The sequence below is a fragment of the Sporosarcina sp. Y352 genome (genome assembly GCF_056786535.1).
On the sequence record NZ_JBXCJE010000006.1, the window covers coordinates 85334 to 103178 of the forward strand.

Sequence of the window (17845 nt, forward strand, 5' to 3'; positions counted from 1 at the left end):
TATTGAACTTTTGGTATTCGTATTTCAAAAGTGGTGCAGCTCACAATAGATACCGCCCTTTGGATTTACTATAACAAATTGAAAGTTCAATGTATACCTATCACTTTGTGATTTCAATATCTGCTGAATAGATTCCTCGAATTGTACCGTCACTGAGCTTCAATTCTAAGACCCCATCATCCGATATCCCGAGTGCAGTACCTACAATTGTTTCATTCAACATTACAGCTCGTATCTGTTTCCCCGTTGTGTTCGAATAGCCTTCCCATAACAGTTTGATTGGTCCAAAACCGTGTTTAACATACAAGTCTGTGTAGAGTTCGAGAAATCCGAGGGTTTTTGCAATAAGTTGCGCACGGTCGACCGACTTACCGGTAACTATTTTAAGGGATGTCGCAATGTCTTGCAGTTCTTCCGGAAAATCCGTTTTTTCTTGGTTCACATTCATACCGATTCCTAGAATAACTGCTTTTACTTGATCAGGGTCCGCCTGAAGTTCAGTTAATATTCCAGTCACTTTTTTACCGTTGATCAAAATGTCATTCGGCCATTTAATATCTGGATCGATTCCTGTCATTTCTTGAATGGCTCGCGTAACTGCAACCGCCGCAACTAACGTCATCTGTGGCGCTTGTTGAGGCGTTAATGTCGGCCTGGTAATTACACTCATCCAGATACCTTTGCCCGCTGTAGAGTTCCACGGACGCGCCATTCGGCCTCTCCCAGCAGTCTGTTCTTCAGATATAACAACAGTTCCATTAAGTGCACCATTCTGTTCTTCATCATGTGCAATGAATTGTGTCGATTTACACGTATCAAAGTAATGGATGTGTCGACCAAAACTTTTAGTATTCAAATGTTTTTGTACATTTGCTTCGTTCACCCGGTCTGGTGAGTTGATGAGATAATAACCTTTTTTTCGAATTGTCCCTATTTCGTAACCTTCTATTTCAAGTTCTTTTACATATTTCCAGATGGCGGTCCTCGATAACCCGAACTGGTCGGCAATCTCTTGTCCAGAAACGGGTTCACCTTCTGCGTCAAACAACCTTTTTAACAATTCATTTTTTACCAGTGAATTCATTTAGAAACCATTCCTTTATGTCATTGGGCTCATTTTCAAGTGAACCGTGTAGGACAGCTTTTTCAATCTTCCCAATCCATTCACCAAGCCATCTGCCTCCTGATTGATTTGTCCACTCCATCAGTTTTTGACCATCGACAGCAAGAGCTTTTATTGACTGAATTGGTAGCGATTCTTTCATTCGTTTAATTTCTGTAGCCAAAATTGTTTCTTGGTGAGTATGGAACGTCGAAAAAATCTTTTCCGTCGTTAAAAGGACTGACAAATCATTTAAGTAATAGTCGTCAACAGTAAATTGTCGATTTAGTCGATTTGCGTATACATCATTTACTGAACTAAGGAACATCCTATCAACGTTCGACAATTTATATGCTTTTACGATTTCTGATGGTGAGAAGTCGCCCGCAACCATAAAGCAAGCCCAGCCTTCACTCAGCGTTTCAAAAGGTGCAGTCTTATTTAGTTTCTCTATGTCTTTCGGAAATAATGGTAAATGTGAAGCTATCCCTGTTTCTTGTATGCATAGAAAAGCTTTTATCGGATAATTTCCGGAAAATAATTTATCCATTTCAGCTTTTAACCGTTCTACAGAAATGTATCGAATCTGTTCAGCATTGAGACGGATTGCTTCAAATGTCTTTTCTTCGATTTCAAAATCTAGGACAGCAGTGAATCGAATTGCTCTGAACATCCGAAGCGCGTCCTCTTTAAATCGATCTGCAGCATTTCCTACGGCCCGGATAATTCGTTTTGTCATATCCGCTTTGCCACCGAAGAGATCAATCAGTTCTCCATCAATTGTCATTGCGAGTGCATTCATCGTGAAATCTCGGCGCCGTAAATCTTCCGCTAAAGATTTTACGAAACGTACTTCATCAGGGCGGCGATGGTCTGTATATAAGCCTTCTGTCCGGTATGTCGTTACTTCTATAGGTTCACCTTTCATCAGCACAAGCACAGTTCCATGTTTGGTCCCTATATCTACGGTCATCGGAAATACTGCTCTCACTTCTGCAGGTTCAGCAGAAGTAGCAATGTCGATATCTGTTGGATTTTTACCTAACAAAGAATCGCGCACTGCGCCTCCAACAAAAACAGCTTCATATCCCGCACTTTCAAGTGAATGAATAACCTCACGGCTAGGTGCAGATCCGAAATTAACTGTCATCTATTTCCCGCCACTTCATAATAAAGATTTTCGTACTGGTCGACAATTGTGGATGAATGGAACTTATCAGATGCAGTAGCCAAACCATTTTCTCTGAAAGTTGCATGCAATTCTCTGTCTTTCAATAACATGAGCGCTTTTTCAACCGCTGCATGCCTGTCTCCTACTTTTACAATAAAGCCATTGATACCATCATTAATGACTTCTGGAATTCCACCCGTATCTGTTGCGATAGATGGAACTCCACAAGCAAGTGCCTCCAATAGTACAAGACCGAAAGCTTCCTTTTCCGATAAATGGAACATTAAATCACTAATTGCCAATAGCTCAGGTAAATCATCCCTTTTTCCAGTGAATATAACATTTCCCTGTAAACCTAACTCCATCACAAGCTTTTCCATATCAATTCGCTCGGGTCCATCCCCGACCAAAATCAGTTTTACGTCAATCTCTGTCATTATTTCCTTAAAACTGTGTATAATATCGGGAATCCGTTTGATTTTCCGGAAATTTGAAATATGGATAATAACTTTTTCTTCTGGTTTGATTCCCAAGTCAATTTTCAAAGCCCCGGGATCCAATGGCCGATACTTGTTTTCATCGATGAAATTATATATTGTCATCAAATCTTTTTTCGGTTTGATTAATTCTAAGGTCTCAAGGCGGAGAGACTCAGAAACTGTGGTTGTAATTGTTGATTTATCAATTCCATAACGAACTGTATTCTTAAGTCCTGGATCATGGCCAAGAATCGTTACGTCTGTTCCATGTAGTGTTGTAATAACACCAATTGTGGAATTTGCCATATCTTTGCCGAGTGCCGCAGATATAGCATGGGGTACAGCATAATGAACATGCAGAAGATCTAGTTTTTCTGTTTCAATCACCTCTGCAATGCGGTTGGCCAGCGCAATATCATAGGGAGGATATTTAAATACCGAATAGCCATCAATTGTAACTTCATGAAATTGAATATTAGGATGTGCGTCCAGAAAACGGAATGGTTTGCTGGATGTAATATAATGCATTTCGTGGCCTCGATCCGCCATCATTTTACCGAGTTCAGTCGCGACTACTCCGGAACCCCCGAGGGATGGATAGCAGATGACACCTACTTTCAATTTTTTCAATCACAGCACCCCTTCCGATTTACAGTTATATATTTCTAGTATTAATCGATAAAATTCTCTAGTCCATAGACAAGGTCTTTTCGTTCCATGACATTGTGTATGGCCATAAGAATTCCTGGCATGAAGGAATTCCTATTGAATGAATCATGGCGGATACTAAGCAATTCACCGTCTCCGCCAAGCAATACTTCCTGATGCGCAAGTAACCCGGGTAGTCGTATGCTATGTATCTTCATGCCTTTTATATCTGCACCGCGTGCACCGGCTTGATGTTCTTTTTCATCAGGGTGTCCTTGTATATGTTCATCTCTGACCGCGTTAATCATTTCGGCAGTTTTCACTGCAGTTCCTGAAGGAGCGTCGACTTTTTTATCATGGTGCATTTCTAGGATTTCGACATCACCCAAGTAACGTGCTGCTATTGCCGAAAACTTCATCATAAGCACGGCTCCAATAGAAAAGTTCGGGGCAATAATGCCTCCCGTCTGATTGTTGGCTGCCAACTCTGTTAAAAGGGCAATATTATCCTTAGAGAGTCCGGATGTGCCGACGACTGGTCGGATTCCTAGGGTTATGGCATCATGAACATTTTTAAAAACAGCTTCCGGATCAGTAACATCTAAGAGTACATCAGGCTTATTCGTATTTGCCAATCCTTCAAGAGAAGTATAAATTGGAATACCTCCCGGCTCTTCATTTACATCAGTTCCATGTAAAAATTGTCCATCGTACTTATAATCCAGAATAGCAATGACTTCCATATTAGGCGTATTCATAATTGATACTAATGCTGCGCTACCTAATCGGCCGCGTGCCCCAGCGATTGCAACTTTTATCGTCAAATCATTTCCTCCTTTTTGGTCCAGCGATCGGCGTCCCGTTTCTTGAATTTTTCGAGAACATCCGTAAGTGCTTTTTCTAAACTGATTCCTTGTGAATTAGCGAAGCAAATTAGAACAAACAACAAATCTCCAGTTTCTTCTTCAAGTGACTTTACCGCTTCAGTGGATTTTTTCTTTTTCATGCCGTATACATGCTGCACTTCCCGCGATAATTCTCCAAGCTCTTCAGTCATCCGAGCAACTAGTTCCATCGGTGGGAAGTAACCTTCTTCAAAGCTATTAATGTACAGATCCACTTCTTGTTGTAAGTTCTCCATTGTTTGTGATTGTTCCATTTGCGTCAACTCCCACTACCATCGTATTAATTAATAACAGTATTGTCAAAATAAAAATTATAGACGATAATAACCCTAGCGTTTTAAAAAGGAAGGTGTGCACGAAATGTTTCAAGGAATTAAGTTCAAAAATATCTTTTTCATCATTCTCGGTTCTGCAATTTTCAGCTTCGGACTCGTTCACTTCAACATTCAAAATGAACTTGCTGAGGGAGGATTCACTGGGATTACACTGATTCTACTGTTCGCTTTCGATTGGGATCCCGCAATAATGAATCTTCTCCTGAATATTCCAATGTTCATTATCGGATGGAAATTGTTAGGTAAAAAAGTATTTATTTATACGGTTATTGGAACTGTCGCAGTGTCGATTTTCCTGAAAGTTTTCATGATTTATCAGATTGATATCCATTTAAAAGATGATATGTTCCTGGTTTCCCTGTTCGCGGGCGTGTTTATCGGTGTCGGACTCGGAATCATCTTTAGGAATGGAGGTACAACAGGTGGTGTTGATATTATCGCACGTCTCGCCCATAAATACATTGGTTGGAGTATGGGAAAGACAATGTTTTTATTCGACGCGCTTGTCATTTTGGTTTCTTGGGCCGTTTATCTCGACCATCGCTCGATGATGTATACGCTCGTTGCACTATTTGTTGGTTCCAGAGTCATTGACTTTGTTCAAGAAGGTGCCTATGCAGCTAGAGGGGCATTCATTATTTCTGAATTACAAGATGAAATCGCTACAAAAATTACAGCGGATATGGATCGCGGTGTCACTGTTTTTAGAGGTTACGGTCATTTTACAAAGTCCGATAGAGAAATTCTTTATTGTGTTGTTGGAAAAAATGAACTTGTTCGTTTAAAAAACATTATTACATCCGTGGATCCACACGCATTTGTTTCTCTAACCGATGTTCACGATGTCATGGGCGAAGGTTTTACGCTAGATGAACAAAAACGCCCTCTAGAGCGCTAGATTGGCGGTGTGATGGTACTAACCACATCGCGCTGCCTACTGAAACGTCAGACATTAAGCCAAGAAGAAAAATCTACATTATAGGAATCTCTCACGGTGCTATATTTAACGGTTTCTATTAAAGCAAAAAGTCCGTCCCCCGAAAAACGAGGGACGGACTTTTTATGATTAATCTCTGTTCGTAAAGATTAAGAGTAAACGCACCAATTCCATTACTGCAACCGCTGTTGCTGCAACATATGTCATCGCTGCTGCACTCAACACTTTTTTCGCATGTCCTTCTTCTTCATTACGGATGATGCCAAGAGAGACAACCTCATTCATGGCACGGGATGAGGCATTGAATTCCACTGGCAATGTAACGACTTGAAACAGTACTCCGACTGCCAACAGGGCAATACCAATTCCAAGCATGGAATTCATGCTCGAGAAAAACAAACCAATCATAATGAAAACCCATGACGCATTTGAAGTAATATTTGCAACTGGTGCTAAACGGTGACGAAAACGTAGAAATGCATACGCTTCCTTATCCTGTATAGCATGGCCTACTTCGTGGGCAGCAATTGCTGTTCCCGCTACAGATGCTTCATCGAAATTATGTGGTGACAACGCTACGATTTTCGTTAGTGGGTTATAATGGTCACTCAAAAACCCATTTGTCTTAACTACTTGCACGTCCTGCAAACCATTATTATCAAGAATAAGTCGGGCAACTTCTGCACCTGTCATTCCTGAAGTTGAACGTATTTTAGAATATTTTTTGTATGTTCTCTTCACTTTGAATTGGGCATAAAGAGGCAATAAAATTATTGCACCTAGGTAAATCCAAAACATAATCAGCTTCCTCCCCTATTTCTCTGTAAGTTCTATTCTATAATGAACTCACTTCAACCGCAACTGATTGCAATTACCATATGACAGCTTTTGTCCTGTTCTTCCACAACCCAAAAGCAAGCATAATACAGGAAATGGATAGCCAGAATGTAAAATAACCGATGTGTTCCATATGTTTCATTAGGTCGTGGTAAATCGGCATCTGTCCATACACATAATCAATGACATCATTATGGAGTGTCCAAATAGCCGCAATCGCAATATGGACGAAAGAAAATCTATACAAAGGACTGTATAACACACCTTGAACTGCCATTCCAAAATGTGATGCAATAAGCATCCAGCCCATCAAGCCAATTTCGCCTGTCTCGATTAGCGTCAGGATATTCATGACAACCGCCCAAAGTCCATATTTAACGAGTGTTATTAGTGCAAGTGCTTCAATGAGTTTAAAATTCCTTCCGATAAGCCAGCCGAAGATTGCAAGTGTGAAAAACAAGCTTGCAGTTGGACTGTCCGGTACGAAAACCCAGAACTTTGGCTCCGTGATTTCTAGTTGCCACATATACCAATCGTATCCAAAAACTGTGCCAAGTAAGTTTATAAAGAACAGTATCCAAAGAAATGATTTATGAGATAGAACGAGCCAAATTTTCTGTAGTATTAACCTCATAGGTACCTCTCCCAAATTACTTATTATATATAGAAAAAAAGAGTCAGTTTCCTGACTCTTTTACATTACTCGCTTTTCAAGCCTGAAATAAATTCGGCAAGTACTTGCAAATCTTCATCTGAGCCTTCCCAAGTTCCAGGAGGCATCTCTCCAACGCCATCATGAGCGATATCGATAACTTCCTCAGTAGAAAGACCGGTATTTACTAACGGCTTACCTAATCCACCTTGGAATGCATCCCCGTGACAACCGATACAGGAAGCTCCAGCATAAATCTGATAACCTTCTGATTCAGTGTCAAATTCTACTTCCTCAACAATCGCACCTTGTATTTTTTGCTTTTCCCAGTCATGGTTCACATATGATTCCCAAGTCAAATAGAACAAAGCTGCAAATGACAGAAGCATAAATGCTGTTGGAAGAGGGCGTTTAAATGGACGTCGTTCCTTCGTCGTATCCATAAACGGTACAAGCATCAATGCGCCGAACGCAAGTCCTGGCATAACAATTGCACCGATTATATTAAATGGTCCAGAAGCAAATTGATACTTCAATAATTGGTACATTGAAAGGAAGTACCAGTCCGGAACCGGCATGTACATTGTATCCGTTGGATCCGCTTGACGTTCAAGCGGGGACGGGTGAGCAACTGTCAATATTAAATACCCGATAAGGAAAACAGCACCAATCAGCCATTCTTTCAATAGGAAGTTAGGCCAAAAAGCTTCTGTTTTACCCGGATACTCTGAGTAATCCTTCGGGACGTTCGGCATTTTGTTAGTAGCCTTAATGCGCGAATCTCCGACAAATTTCATCCCTTTTCCGCGATGCATAATGTCCCCTCCTTTTTAAAATCATTGGACCCTGTTGTATTTTATAGAGGTCCTGAAATACCTTGTCTTCTGATCATGATAAAGTGTGCTGCAAGCAACCCAAGCAAAGCAGCTGGTAAGAAGAATACATGAATCGCGAAGAAACGTGTTAATGTTTGTGCACCGAGAATCGTCGTGTCTCCAGCAAGAAGAACTTTAATCGATTCACCAATGAACGGGACTGAAGCTGCAATTTCTATTCCTACTTTCGTAGCGAACAGTGCTTTCATATCCCATGGCAGTAGATATCCTGTGAAACCTAGGCCCAGCATGACCATAAAGATCAAGACTCCGACAACCCAGTTCAGTTCACGTGGTTTCTTATAAGACCCTGTAAAGAATACACGCAGCGTATGTAGGAACATCATAACGATAACAAGCGACGCTCCCCAGTGGTGCATACCACGCACAATTTCACCGAATGCTACTTCATTTTGAAGGTAATAAACGGATTTCCATGCATTTTCAATGTCCGGTGTATAATACATTGTAAGGAACATGCCAGAAAGAATCTGGATGACAGTAATAAAAAATGTCAGTCCTCCGAAACAATAGATGAATGCAGAAAAGTGATGTGCAGGGTTTACGTGCTCAGGTACTTCATGGTCAGCGATATCGCGCCAAATCGGGGTGATATCCAACCGTTCGTCAACCCAATCATAAATTTTATTTAGCACTTCGGTCGTACCCCCTTACATTTTTAGACTAATGTGTTCGGTTTTGTTTTTCCGAGATACACGAAACCGCCTTCGATTTTAACGTCAAATTCGTCAAGTGGCCCGAGCGGTGGCGTTCCTTGTACATTGTCACCATTTTTCATATAACGTCCTGCGTGGCATGGACAGAAAAATTTGTCTGGATGCTTTTCATCGCCGCCCCAGTTCACCGTACAACCAAGGTGTTTACAAACAGGAGAAAGCGCGACGACCTCATCGCCTTCTTTATAAACCCAGGCAGCGTTTGCTACGTCAGAGGTATACCAGGCATCTTTTCGATCTTTAATAGTAAAATCGACACGAACTGGTACTTCCGTTAGCTCGTCCACTTTTTGCGGAGTCGGGATGAAATCTCCTTCATCTGTCTTCTGCAACACTGGATCAATCGCAAAACGGACCATCGGCATTAACATTCCAGAAGCCATGAATCCACCAACACCCATAAGTGTATAACTCATGAATTGGCGTCTTGACACTTTCTTGCTCATCATTTTCCCTCCTCTTACTTAAAGGTCAGTCCAACGGACATTCTATTGCTAATTGTAATACTAGGACATATCTATGATATATCAATACTAAAGGAAATTCAATCATGCATTCTGAATAGAATTAAGTTTGTGAACAAATATCGAATTTTACTGTTCTGACCACTTTTCCATGAACCTTGGCAATACTTGTCGAAGCTGATCTTCAATAATTGATTTTTTAAGTTGTGGGTCCATACTTTCAAGTGGAATCGGTGGCAGCCAGATGACTTCGCCTTTGATTTCAATACTTGTCCAAGCAGAATCAGTCGTTAAGAAAAATACATACTTGAAAGGTGCTAACGAAAGGTCTCGGGTCAATGTTGTAGCCATTTCTGATAAATTCGTAGACTGCGTATATGCGTATGGCGGCATAAGCATTATTCGGCCTTTAAATTGTGTTTCGATAAACGTCGTTAGGTGCATCAGAAACTCAGATGATGATGCACTACTTTTCATGTTGCCTGGCTCTGTATCTACTTTAAGCAAGGGTACAATCAGTGTATCGATATATTCTTTCTGTTGCAAATATGTATCCATATCTTTAGCTGTCCAGTTCATCTCAATAAAACCTCCTTCGGAAATAAGTAAAGAACTCCATCTAGGTGGATGGAGTCATCATTCCTTTGCAATCTTCATGTCATTCAACGTCGCAGATAACGCGATAAACCGCTCCTTGTCATTCGAATCAAGCGCTTCATCCACTCTTTTCATTAGCATATCTACGGTCATTGCAGCGACACTCTCTTCAAGCAATTGTTCCGCAACTTTTCGATCACTTTCACTCACTTGTAAATAGGTTGGAAGAAATGGATTCTCTTCTCTGACGCTCGCATACTCTGGGCAAGAATGACTGTTCGGGAAATTAAGCTGAATATACATTTTGTCATCAGGGTGGAGTCTTAGGTCATGAAATGATTTCTCAGCATCTGCAGTCATTAGATTTCCTTTATAAAAGCGGAACGGGATGCTCTCCGAACCTGTAGTTGAAATCACCATTGCCCGGGGACAGTAATGCGCTTCATCCGTAAAGTGAACGTTTTGTAGAAGGTGCTCATGGCTTAGAAGATAGTTCAAAATCCACACACATTCACGGCGCTTCAATTTGTACCGCTTTAAGAACCAACGTACAAAGTCCTTTTTAGCGGCGACAGGAACCATGGCCGTCATGTCACCCCTCCTCGTCATTTTGTGCTTCCAGGAAAGCTCTCCAATACTCATCAACGGGAACAATTTTAACTATCTCTTTGATAACTTCAAAGGCCTCATCGCGTTTCCCTTCTTCAAGCAGGAATTTTGCATAGTTTCCGAGAAACCCTTGATCATCCTTTAACCCAATATATGCCTTACTATAGGACGCGTATGCATCATCAAATTGTTCTTCACGCTCATACGCATATGCCATAAATGCATCCAATAAAGGGATGTCTATCTGGTCATTTTTCATGTATGAAAGAAGATCTAGCAATTCTTCGTTTTGCTCTCTTTCGTTATACAATGATGCAAGTGTGATAAGTGCTTCACTATATTCAGGGTCGAGAACGAGCGCTTCTTTCAAGTGTCCTTCCGCCTCTTCTGGCAGACCTAGTTTCAGTGCAGATTTCCCCGCCATCAATTGTAGTTCTTTGACAAATTCATCTCTGCGAATTCCAGCTTTAAACATCTCATATGCTCTTCGGTCTTCGCCCACCAACAACAAAGATTGTCCCGCAAGCATATAGGCAGAAAAATAATCAGGATCCATTTCAATCAAATTGTCGAGAAGCGCAACCGACCTTTCAGGATTACCGCTTTGATAGTATGCAAATGCTGCACCGAAAAGCGTATCCGGTAATGCATTATCTTCCAGTAATTCCTCGTAATATGGAATTGCTTCTTCATAAGCCGCACCTGCGCTATACGTTTCAGCCAGTCTAGATAAAATACGAATGCCACCGATTTCATCCATTTCTTCATGTAACTCAAGGTATAACCGAGCTGCCTCTCCATACTTTCCTGAACCTAGAAGTAATTCCGCGTAAGCAAAGCGAATAACTGGCTCATTTGAATCGATTTCGTAAGCTTCCTTAATCTTCGAAAGTGCAGCTTCCGCCATTCCGGACATTTGATAGTAATCGGCTAATGCCAACAGTGCCTGTACATACTCTTCATTATCCGGACTCACATCGGTAAGCAACAGGAGCGCTTCATCCTCTTCGCCAAGCTCAAGTAACGTGCCGGCTCGATCTATCTTCAATTGAGCTTCGTCTGGAAGATGGAAGCGCAATGTTTCGTATAGTTGATCGGCTTCTTCCATGAATCCGTAACTGGCGAACAGTCCCGCTGCTTCATAGAGCAAATCAAAATCGGTCGATTTGTTCAACTGATCAACCGTGCTGCTCAACGCTTCTACTTCTCCTTCTAAGATGTACTGCTCAATCTCTTCTAACTGTCCCATATTTTCACCTGTTCTTTCACGATATATACATTACTCAGTTATCCTTTTTTATTTGTCTGGGTGGCTAGTTTTTCTAGGTTGTCAAAAAAACCTGGATATGAAATGGCTATGCACTCTGGCTCTTCAATTTGAATGGGACCGGATGCAATAAGCGCTGAAATTGCCGCCATCATACCTAGTCTATGGTCACCGTAAGAAGCGAGTGTCCCCCCTGTTAACGGTGTTGGTCCATGGATAATCATTCCATCTTCGGTCGCTTCAACGTTAGCACCAAGCTTGTTCAATTCTGACGAGACTGCGGCAATTCTGTCTGTTTCTTTGACTCTTAGTTCTCCTGCGTCCTTAATTATCGTAATACCTTGCGCCTGCGTAGCCATGAGCGCAATAACAGGCAACTCATCAATCAATCTTGGTATTAAGTCGCCACTGATTTCTGTACCCCGTAATTCTGCATAAGTGACCTTGACCGTGCCATACGGTTCTCCGACTCCATCTGTCTCTTCCAAGATTTCAACACTAACACCCATATCCTTAAGTACATCCAGTATGCCTGTTCTTGTAGGATTAAGTCCGACGTTTTTAAATGTGATAGAACTTCCTTTTATCATACCGGCTGCAGCCATGAAAAATGCAGCAGATGAAATGTCTCCCGGAACAACAACGTCTGTACCCAGGAGCGGATCTCCCCCTGTAACACTAACCGTTGTTCCTTCCACATGAATTGTTGCTCCAAATTGCATTAACATACGCTCGGTATGATCGCGCGATACAGTCTTTTCTGTAATCGTAGTTGTCCCTTGAGCATTCATGCCAGCAAATATGATTGCCGATTTTACTTGGGCACTTGCAACTGGCATTTCGTAATCTATCGCCGTGAGAGGCCCTCCTTCAATTAAGAGCGGCAGAAGATTGGCGTCTACTTCACCTGCTATGGAGGCGCCCATCTCTGCCAATGGCAATGTTACTCTATTCATGGGGCGCATTGACAAAGATTCGTCTCCCGTCAAAACGGATTTGATATTCGATCCTGCAAGTATTCCCAGTAATAACCTCGCTGTTGTTCCAGAATTACCGGCATAAAGATTATTTATCGGTGTTTTCCAATTTTCCATTCCTGGACTATTTACAGAGACATCCGTACCATTTCTAACAATCTCTACACCGAGTTGTTGGAAAATGTCAATTGTACGCAAACAATCTTCCCCGTCCAGGAAGCCAGTGATTTGGGTATGACCTTTCGCGATGGAGCCAAGCATTACTGCACGATGTGAGATTGATTTATCTCCCGGAACCGCTATTTCACCCAACATTACTGGTTTATCAAATTCCACTGTTTTCATTCCCACCAAGACCCCCCCTTATACTATGTACATACTATAATCCATTGTTTTGGATAGAGACGATTTTGCGCGTACTCGATCCTCTGCAGTTTGGAAACTGATCACAAGAATTCCGTATACATCCGTCCGTGTTTCGACGATTCGGATATTAGTTATACTAATTCGTTCAATTGCAAGTATTTTTGTGATTTCAGAAATAATGCCGGGGTGATCCGGGATATCTATATGCAAATCAAATGTCATATAGAGTGCGCCTTGCGAAGTTAATGGTAAATCGTCTCTGAACTTTTTAGCTTCCGCAAAATAGGCGTATATTTTTTCCGGATCATTTGACAGTAACATCTCCCGAACATTGCTCATTTCCACAAACCATCCGTCAAGTTGCTGTAGTAGCTCTTCCCTATTTTGAGTTGTGATATCCCGCCACATGACAGGGTCAGCAGAAGCAATTCGGGTTAAATCACGGAATCCTCCCGCAGCAAGTTCTTGAACGAACGGCTGGTCTTCTTGTTGAAGTGCAAGCCGTCCAACTAGTGATGAAGCAATCAGATGTGGAAAATGGCTGACGATAGCCGTCATCCGATCGTGTTCTTCAGCATCGAGTACGACAACCTTTCCTTTCGTAGGTGCTAATAATTTACGCAGGCGTTCAACTTTTTCTGTATGCGTCCGAGAATCAGGTGTCAATATGTAATAAGCATTTTCAAACAACTGTTCTTTTGCCGCTGAGACACCACTTTTGTGGGAACCCGCCATAGGGTGGCCTCCTATAAACGTAATTCCCTTTTCGATTAAAGCAGATGCAGTTTTCATAATCGAGCCTTTTATGCTGCCTGTATCAGTGATTATGACATCTTCCTTCAATTCCCAGGTAGCTGCCTCCTGTATCATACCAATCGTTGTATTTACAGGTGTGGCAAAGAAAATATAATCTGCGTGCAAGCAGGCTTCTTCAACGGTAGGGGCAATTCTATCAATGATTCCTCTTCGATAGGCTTCTTCCAACGTTTTTGGCGATTGGTCAAACCCCGTCACCTGTATGTCCGATCTTCTTTTTAGGGCTAGACCCAGCGATCCCCCGATCAATCCGAGACCGATAATGGTTACATGTGAACTCATGCGTGAGAACCTTCTACAGACAGCAATGAATCAAATGCAACAAAGAATTTGCTGGTCTGCTCTTCCGTTCCGATTGTCACCCGGACATATCCTGGCGTTCCAAGCGCATTTCCGCTTCGGATGATAAATCCTTGCTGTAACAATTTTTCTGCAGCTTCATCTGCATCGCCCGGTACTTGAATCAGGACGAAATTTGTTTCAGAATCATAGATGTGGATGCCTTTACGTACAGCATAGTCCTTGAATCGTTCCCTTTGTTGACGATTCAACTCACGACACTTCTCAATGAATACCGCGTCATCTAATGCCTTATCAGCAAGCACCACTCCAAACGAGTTATTATTGAACGGGTTTCTCACTTTGTTGAGATTAGTGATGACTTCAGGGTGACCGATTGCATACCCTACCCTGAATGCTGCTAGACCATATGCTTTCGAAAACGTACGCAACACGATTGCATTCGGATACTGCTCTAGCAACGACACAGAATCGACATGATCAGAAGCTGTCACGTACTCAAAATAGGCTTCGTCAAGAACAACGAGAACAGTTTCAGGAACTTGTTCCAAGAAAGCTTTTAAGTCGGCGCTCGGAATGACATTCCCCGTTGGATTGTTAGGATTGCATACCCAAACGACGGTAGTTTTGCTGTCGATTTCATTTAGAAACCCATCAAGATCATGTTGTCCATCAGCTTTTAAAGGAACTTCCCTTATTTCGGCACCTTCAATTTTCGCGCTATGAGCATACTGCGGAAAAGTCGGTGTCGCCATCACTGTATTCACTTCCGGACTGAGGAGTGCTCGTGAAATGATCATCACAATTTCGTCAGAACCGTTTCCGAACAATATTGTATTTTCGGTCACAGAATGTTGTATGGCCAATTTACTTCGCAACGCACTGGCATGGCCATCCGGATAGATTTCATGTTGGATGGTAGCTGTTGCCATGAATTCTTTTACAGAAGGAGCACAGCCATACGGGTTTTCATTTGAAGCGAGTTTAATAACTTCTTTCAATCCGTACTGCTTTGTCACTTCTTCGATTGATCTACCAGGTTTATATGGAGACATTCCATCAAGTGCTTTTTTCCAGTTCATGTAAATCCCTCCAGTGAATTTTCACGTTATTATTTTTGCAAATCCGGTCGTAGTTTTACAGCTTCATTTTGATAGATATGTTTGATAAGCTGTTGCGGAGTATCTGTATTTACATGCATAAGAATTCTAATGCATAACGGCATAGCTCCTGGCACTTCTATTTCATTCGTACACATGACTGGGACGTACATCCAGCCATTAATGGAACGGACCGCTTTTGCAGGAAAAGTCGATTTGACGTCCGTCGTAGTAGACACAAGTACAGAAATAATATCGGTTGGAGAGATAGCGTTCTCTTTCGCCATTTCTTCAACAAGTTCTTGCGTCGCTTCTAGAACTGATTGTTCTTCATCGGAATCGACAGTAGTCGCTCCTCTTACTCCTCTAACCATCACAGCTTTCCATCTCCTTCTGTTCTTTGCTTCAATAGATTGAAAGCATTTTCACATTGCTCTTTCGATAATTCTTTCACGAAGGGATTTCCTATTCCATCTAGCAAAACGAAATGCAGTTTGCCGAAAGAAGCTTTTTTATCTTTTTCCATATAATTCATGAATATATCGAATGCATGTTCATGGACAGGTTGGAACGTGTAGCCATGCTTCTTGGCGAAACTGATGAAACGAGTTGTCATCTCTTCATTCACAGAACCATGACTTTCGCTCAAGATTAGACTGTACGCCATACCAATCATTACAGACTCTCCATGGCTTAAACCGCCGAACCCACATACCCCTTCCACCGCGTGGCCGAATGTATGGCCGAAGTTAAGATACTTTCGTACAGAATGCTCAAATTCATCTTCCGCTACGATTTTCGCTTTCACTTCTGTCCCCCGTAACAATTCGCTTGATAGCCAATCGAGATTGGGTTGCGAGAATGACGGATTGTCTAGTAATGCAAGCGTCCATTCCTCATCAGAAATAAATGCATGTTTCAACAATTCAGCCATGCCGGATCTAATCTCACGCGGCGGTAGCGATTCAAAAAGCGATGTGTTAAACAAAACACCGACCGGCTGGTGAAATGAACCGACCATATTCTTACCTTCAGGCATATTGATTGCCGTTTTTCCGCCTACCGCACTGTCATGCGCTAAAATCGTCGTGGGGCATTGGAGAAACCTTATTCCTCTCATGAACGTCGCTGCAACAAACCCTGTCAGGTCGCCGCAAGCCCCGCCGCCGAAAGCGATAATAAGGGAATCCCTTGTGAATTTTTCATTCAACAAAAAGGAAAGACAATCGACGTAGACAGCAGATGTTTTACAGTTTTCTCCAGACGGGACCGTTTTCACGGCGATTTCACGATTCGCAGACTCCAATGCCTTTTGTAAAAGTGGTAAATGGAGGTCAGCAACCGATTCATCAGCAATGATTGCAATACGGTCCGCACTTGCTAGTAAACTAGCGTAGTCGGTCGCAAATAGATTGTATACATCTTTACCGAAATGGACACCGTATTCATGATTTTGGATATTAACAGAAAGTGTCCCCACGTTAAAACTCCTTTACATACCGTCTGTATTCTTCAAGTTCCTTTTTCAAGCCATCCATTGTATCCGAACGGAATTCTTCCATGATTGCTTTTGCCATCTCTGTTGCGATGACATGTTCGGCCACAACTGAAGCCGCTGGTACCGCACATGGGTCAGAGCGTTCGATTGTTGCGACAAAAGGTTCTTTCGTTTCGATATCAACGCTTTCAAGTGGTTTATATAGCGTCGGGATGGGTTTCATGACTCCCCTGACGACAATCGGCATGCCTGTTGTCATTCCACCTTCAAGACCACCTAAACGATTGGACTTCCGGTAATATCCAAGTTCCTCACTCCAAGCGATTTCATCATGGACTTTGCTGCCTGGCATTTTAGCCATTTCAAATCCGAGTCCAATTTCCACACCTTTAAATGCATTGATGCTCATCATCGCTCCTGCAAGTTTACCGTCCATCTTACGGTCGAACTGGACGTAGCTACCGATTCCAGGCGGACAGCCTTCAATAACTACTTCTACGACGCCCCCTGCAGTGTCTCCGCGGCCTTTTGCATCATCAATGGCTTGGACCATCAATTTAGAAGCTTCAGGGTCTGCACAATAGACAGGATCGTTTTCAATGATATCCCTTAGCTCTTCAGTCCCTTTTCCTGCATATGTATCCGGATTGGTTGTTACTCCTCCAATTTCCGTCACGTGTGCGACAGTATGGATGTCGAGTTCCCGAAGAAACTGCTTAGCAACCGCACCGATAGCGACGCGCATCGTTGTCTCGCGCGCGGAAGACCGTTCTAGAACGTTACGTAGATCCCGATGACCGTATTTCATGCCTCCGACAAGATCTGCGTGGCCCGGTCTCGGTCGGGTGATCTGCCTTTTCACATCAGCAGGATTAACATCTTCCGAAAGCGGTTCTACACCCATAATCGATGTCCAGTGTTTCCAGTCATCGTTAACGACCGTCAATGTAACAGGTGAACCTAACGTTTTACCATGACGGACACCTGACGATATGACGACTTGGTCTTTTTCTATTTGCATACGTCTTCCGCGTCCATGTCCACCTTGGCGTCTTGAAAGTTCTCCATTAATCATTTCAGCAGTTAATTCCATTTGGGCAGGTAGCCCTTCAATAATTGCAGTAAGTTGCGGACCGTGTGATTCTCCAGCTGTGAAGTACCTCATTCCATTTC

Annotated in this window: 20 protein-coding genes; 1 reads left to right on the forward strand and 19 read right to left on the reverse strand. The window is 42.3% G+C overall.

Annotation, left to right across the window (positions count from 1 at the left end; genetic code table 11):
• Positions 1-100: 100 nt before the first annotated feature.
• From AC1TO6_RS12100 to AC1TO6_RS12120, 5 genes are read right to left on the reverse strand one after another with little or no spacing between them, the layout of a single operon-like run.
• A complete protein-coding gene (locus AC1TO6_RS12100) occupies positions 101-1084 on the reverse strand; it encodes a biotin--[acetyl-CoA-carboxylase] ligase (protein WP_482101861.1) in 984 nt (327 codons plus the stop codon).
• Complete coding sequence (locus AC1TO6_RS12105; RefSeq protein WP_482101862.1) at positions 1062-2252, reverse strand: CCA tRNA nucleotidyltransferase; 1191 nt, start codon at positions 2250-2252, stop codon at positions 1062-1064. The genes AC1TO6_RS12100 and AC1TO6_RS12105 overlap by 23 nt, the downstream gene beginning before the upstream one ends.
• The gene (gene bshA / locus AC1TO6_RS12110; protein WP_482101863.1) at positions 2249-3382 is read right to left on the reverse strand and encodes an N-acetyl-alpha-D-glucosaminyl L-malate synthase BshA; all 1134 of its coding nucleotides are present in this window, start codon (positions 3380-3382) and stop codon (positions 2249-2251) included. Before bshA ends, AC1TO6_RS12105 begins: the two co-directional genes overlap by 4 nt.
• Positions 3383-3423: 41 nt before the next feature.
• Complete coding sequence (gene dapB, locus AC1TO6_RS12115; RefSeq protein ID WP_482101864.1) at positions 3424-4224, reverse strand: 4-hydroxy-tetrahydrodipicolinate reductase; 801 nt, start codon at positions 4222-4224, stop codon at positions 3424-3426.
• Complete coding sequence (locus tag AC1TO6_RS12120; protein WP_482101865.1) at positions 4221-4559, reverse strand: nucleotide pyrophosphohydrolase; 339 nt, start codon at positions 4557-4559, stop codon at positions 4221-4223. The genes dapB and AC1TO6_RS12120 overlap by 4 nt, the downstream gene beginning before the upstream one ends.
• A 106-nt stretch (positions 4560-4665) precedes the next feature.
• On the opposite strand from AC1TO6_RS12120, the gene AC1TO6_RS12125 reads away from it, so the two are divergent.
• Complete coding sequence (locus AC1TO6_RS12125; protein ID WP_482101866.1) at positions 4666-5538, forward strand: YitT family protein; 873 nt, start codon at positions 4666-4668, stop codon at positions 5536-5538.
• Positions 5539-5706: 168 nt separating this feature from the next.
• Here AC1TO6_RS12125 and AC1TO6_RS12130 read toward each other — a convergent pair whose 3' ends face one another.
• From AC1TO6_RS12130 to aroC, 14 genes are all read right to left on the reverse strand, one after another.
• Positions 5707-6375, reverse strand: a complete 669-nt coding sequence (locus tag AC1TO6_RS12130) for a zinc metallopeptidase (RefSeq protein WP_482101867.1) — start codon at positions 6373-6375, stop codon at positions 5707-5709.
• Positions 6376-6448: 73 nt separating this feature from the next.
• A complete protein-coding gene (lhaT, locus tag AC1TO6_RS12135; protein ID WP_482101868.1) occupies positions 6449-7048 on the reverse strand; it encodes a lipoprotein heptaprenylglyceryl N-acetyltransferase LhaT in 600 nt (199 codons plus the stop codon).
• 65 nt (positions 7049-7113) lie between these two features.
• Positions 7114-7881 carry a c-type cytochrome gene (locus tag AC1TO6_RS12140; protein WP_482101869.1) on the reverse strand — a complete coding sequence of 256 codons (768 nt, stop codon included), beginning with the start codon at positions 7879-7881 and terminating at the stop codon, positions 7114-7116.
• Positions 7882-7922: 41 nt separating this feature from the next.
• Positions 7923-8597, reverse strand: a complete 675-nt coding sequence (qcrB, locus tag AC1TO6_RS12145) for a menaquinol-cytochrome c reductase cytochrome b subunit (RefSeq protein WP_149579895.1) — start codon at positions 8595-8597, stop codon at positions 7923-7925.
• 23 nt (positions 8598-8620) lie between these two features.
• The gene (locus tag AC1TO6_RS12150) at positions 8621-9127 is read right to left on the reverse strand and encodes a QcrA and Rieske domain-containing protein (RefSeq protein WP_482101870.1); all 507 of its coding nucleotides are present in this window, start codon (positions 9125-9127) and stop codon (positions 8621-8623) included.
• A 144-nt stretch (positions 9128-9271) separates the two neighbouring features.
• Positions 9272-9721 (reverse strand): YpiF family protein, encoded by a 450-nt coding sequence (locus tag AC1TO6_RS12155; RefSeq protein ID WP_482101871.1) that lies wholly within the window; start codon positions 9719-9721, stop codon positions 9272-9274.
• Between the two features lie 57 nt (positions 9722-9778).
• Positions 9779-10330, reverse strand: a complete 552-nt coding sequence (locus AC1TO6_RS12160) for a ReoY family proteolytic degradation factor (RefSeq protein WP_482101872.1) — start codon at positions 10328-10330, stop codon at positions 9779-9781.
• Position 10331: 1 nt separating this feature from the next.
• A complete protein-coding gene (locus AC1TO6_RS12165; RefSeq protein ID WP_482101873.1) occupies positions 10332-11597 on the reverse strand; it encodes a tetratricopeptide repeat protein in 1266 nt (421 codons plus the stop codon).
• A gap of 38 nt (positions 11598-11635) precedes the next feature.
• The gene (gene aroA / locus AC1TO6_RS12170) at positions 11636-12937 is read right to left on the reverse strand and encodes a 3-phosphoshikimate 1-carboxyvinyltransferase (RefSeq protein WP_482102017.1); all 1302 of its coding nucleotides are present in this window, start codon (positions 12935-12937) and stop codon (positions 11636-11638) included.
• An 18-nt stretch (positions 12938-12955) separates the two neighbouring features.
• Positions 12956-14056, reverse strand: coding sequence for a prephenate dehydrogenase (locus AC1TO6_RS12175; protein ID WP_482101874.1), 1101 nt, complete (start codon positions 14054-14056; stop codon positions 12956-12958).
• Positions 14053-15156: a histidinol-phosphate transaminase gene (gene hisC / locus AC1TO6_RS12180; protein WP_482101875.1), complete on the reverse strand. Its 1104-nt coding sequence runs from the start codon at positions 15154-15156 to the stop codon at positions 14053-14055. The genes AC1TO6_RS12175 and hisC overlap by 4 nt, the downstream gene beginning before the upstream one ends.
• Before the next feature lie 29 nt (positions 15157-15185).
• Complete coding sequence (gene aroH, locus AC1TO6_RS12185) at positions 15186-15548, reverse strand: chorismate mutase (RefSeq protein WP_482102018.1); 363 nt, start codon at positions 15546-15548, stop codon at positions 15186-15188.
• Positions 15548-16654, reverse strand: coding sequence for a 3-dehydroquinate synthase (aroB, locus tag AC1TO6_RS12190; protein WP_482101876.1), 1107 nt, complete (start codon positions 16652-16654; stop codon positions 15548-15550). The genes aroH and aroB overlap by 1 nt, the downstream gene beginning before the upstream one ends.
• Position 16655: 1 nt before the next feature.
• Positions 16656-17837, reverse strand: a complete 1182-nt coding sequence (aroC, locus tag AC1TO6_RS12195) for a chorismate synthase (protein WP_482101877.1) — start codon at positions 17835-17837, stop codon at positions 16656-16658.
• Positions 17838-17845 lie beyond the last annotated feature (8 nt).

Excerpts from the sequence above, each read along its gene's own strand:
- AC1TO6_RS12100 (WP_482101861.1), bottom strand. The coding sequence starts at position 1,084 with ATGAATTCACTGGTAAAAAATGAATTGTTAAAAAGGTTGTTTGACGCA.
- AC1TO6_RS12105 (WP_482101862.1), bottom strand. The coding sequence starts at position 2,252 with ATGACAGTTAATTTCGGATCTGCACCTAGCCGTGAGGTTATTCATTCA.
- AC1TO6_RS12120 (WP_482101865.1), bottom strand. The coding sequence starts at position 4,559 with ATGGAACAATCACAAACAATGGAGAACTTACAACAAGAAGTGGATCTG.
- AC1TO6_RS12125 (WP_482101866.1), top strand. The coding sequence starts at position 4,666 with ATGTTTCAAGGAATTAAGTTCAAAAATATCTTTTTCATCATTCTCGGT.
- AC1TO6_RS12130 (WP_482101867.1), bottom strand. The coding sequence starts at position 6,375 with ATGTTTTGGATTTACCTAGGTGCAATAATTTTATTGCCTCTTTATGCC.
- lhaT (WP_482101868.1), bottom strand. The coding sequence starts at position 7,048 with ATGAGGTTAATACTACAGAAAATTTGGCTCGTTCTATCTCATAAATCA.
- AC1TO6_RS12140 (WP_482101869.1), bottom strand. The coding sequence starts at position 7,881 with ATGCATCGCGGAAAAGGGATGAAATTTGTCGGAGATTCGCGCATTAAG.
- AC1TO6_RS12150 (WP_482101870.1), bottom strand. The coding sequence starts at position 9,127 with ATGATGAGCAAGAAAGTGTCAAGACGCCAATTCATGAGTTATACACTT.
- AC1TO6_RS12155 (WP_482101871.1), bottom strand. The coding sequence starts at position 9,721 with ATGAACTGGACAGCTAAAGATATGGATACATATTTGCAACAGAAAGAA.
- AC1TO6_RS12160 (WP_482101872.1), bottom strand. The coding sequence starts at position 10,330 with ATGACGGCCATGGTTCCTGTCGCCGCTAAAAAGGACTTTGTACGTTGG.
- AC1TO6_RS12165 (WP_482101873.1), bottom strand. The coding sequence starts at position 11,597 with ATGGGACAGTTAGAAGAGATTGAGCAGTACATCTTAGAAGGAGAAGTA.
- aroA (WP_482102017.1), bottom strand. The coding sequence starts at position 12,937 with ATGAAAACAGTGGAATTTGATAAACCAGTAATGTTGGGTGAAATAGCG.
- AC1TO6_RS12175 (WP_482101874.1), bottom strand. The coding sequence starts at position 14,056 with ATGAGTTCACATGTAACCATTATCGGTCTCGGATTGATCGGGGGATCG.
- hisC (WP_482101875.1), bottom strand. The coding sequence starts at position 15,156 with ATGAACTGGAAAAAAGCACTTGATGGAATGTCTCCATATAAACCTGGT.
- aroH (WP_482102018.1), bottom strand. The coding sequence starts at position 15,548 with ATGGTTAGAGGAGTAAGAGGAGCGACTACTGTCGATTCCGATGAAGAA.
- aroC (WP_482101877.1), bottom strand. The coding sequence starts at position 17,837 with ATGAGGTACTTCACAGCTGGAGAATCACACGGTCCGCAACTTACTGCA.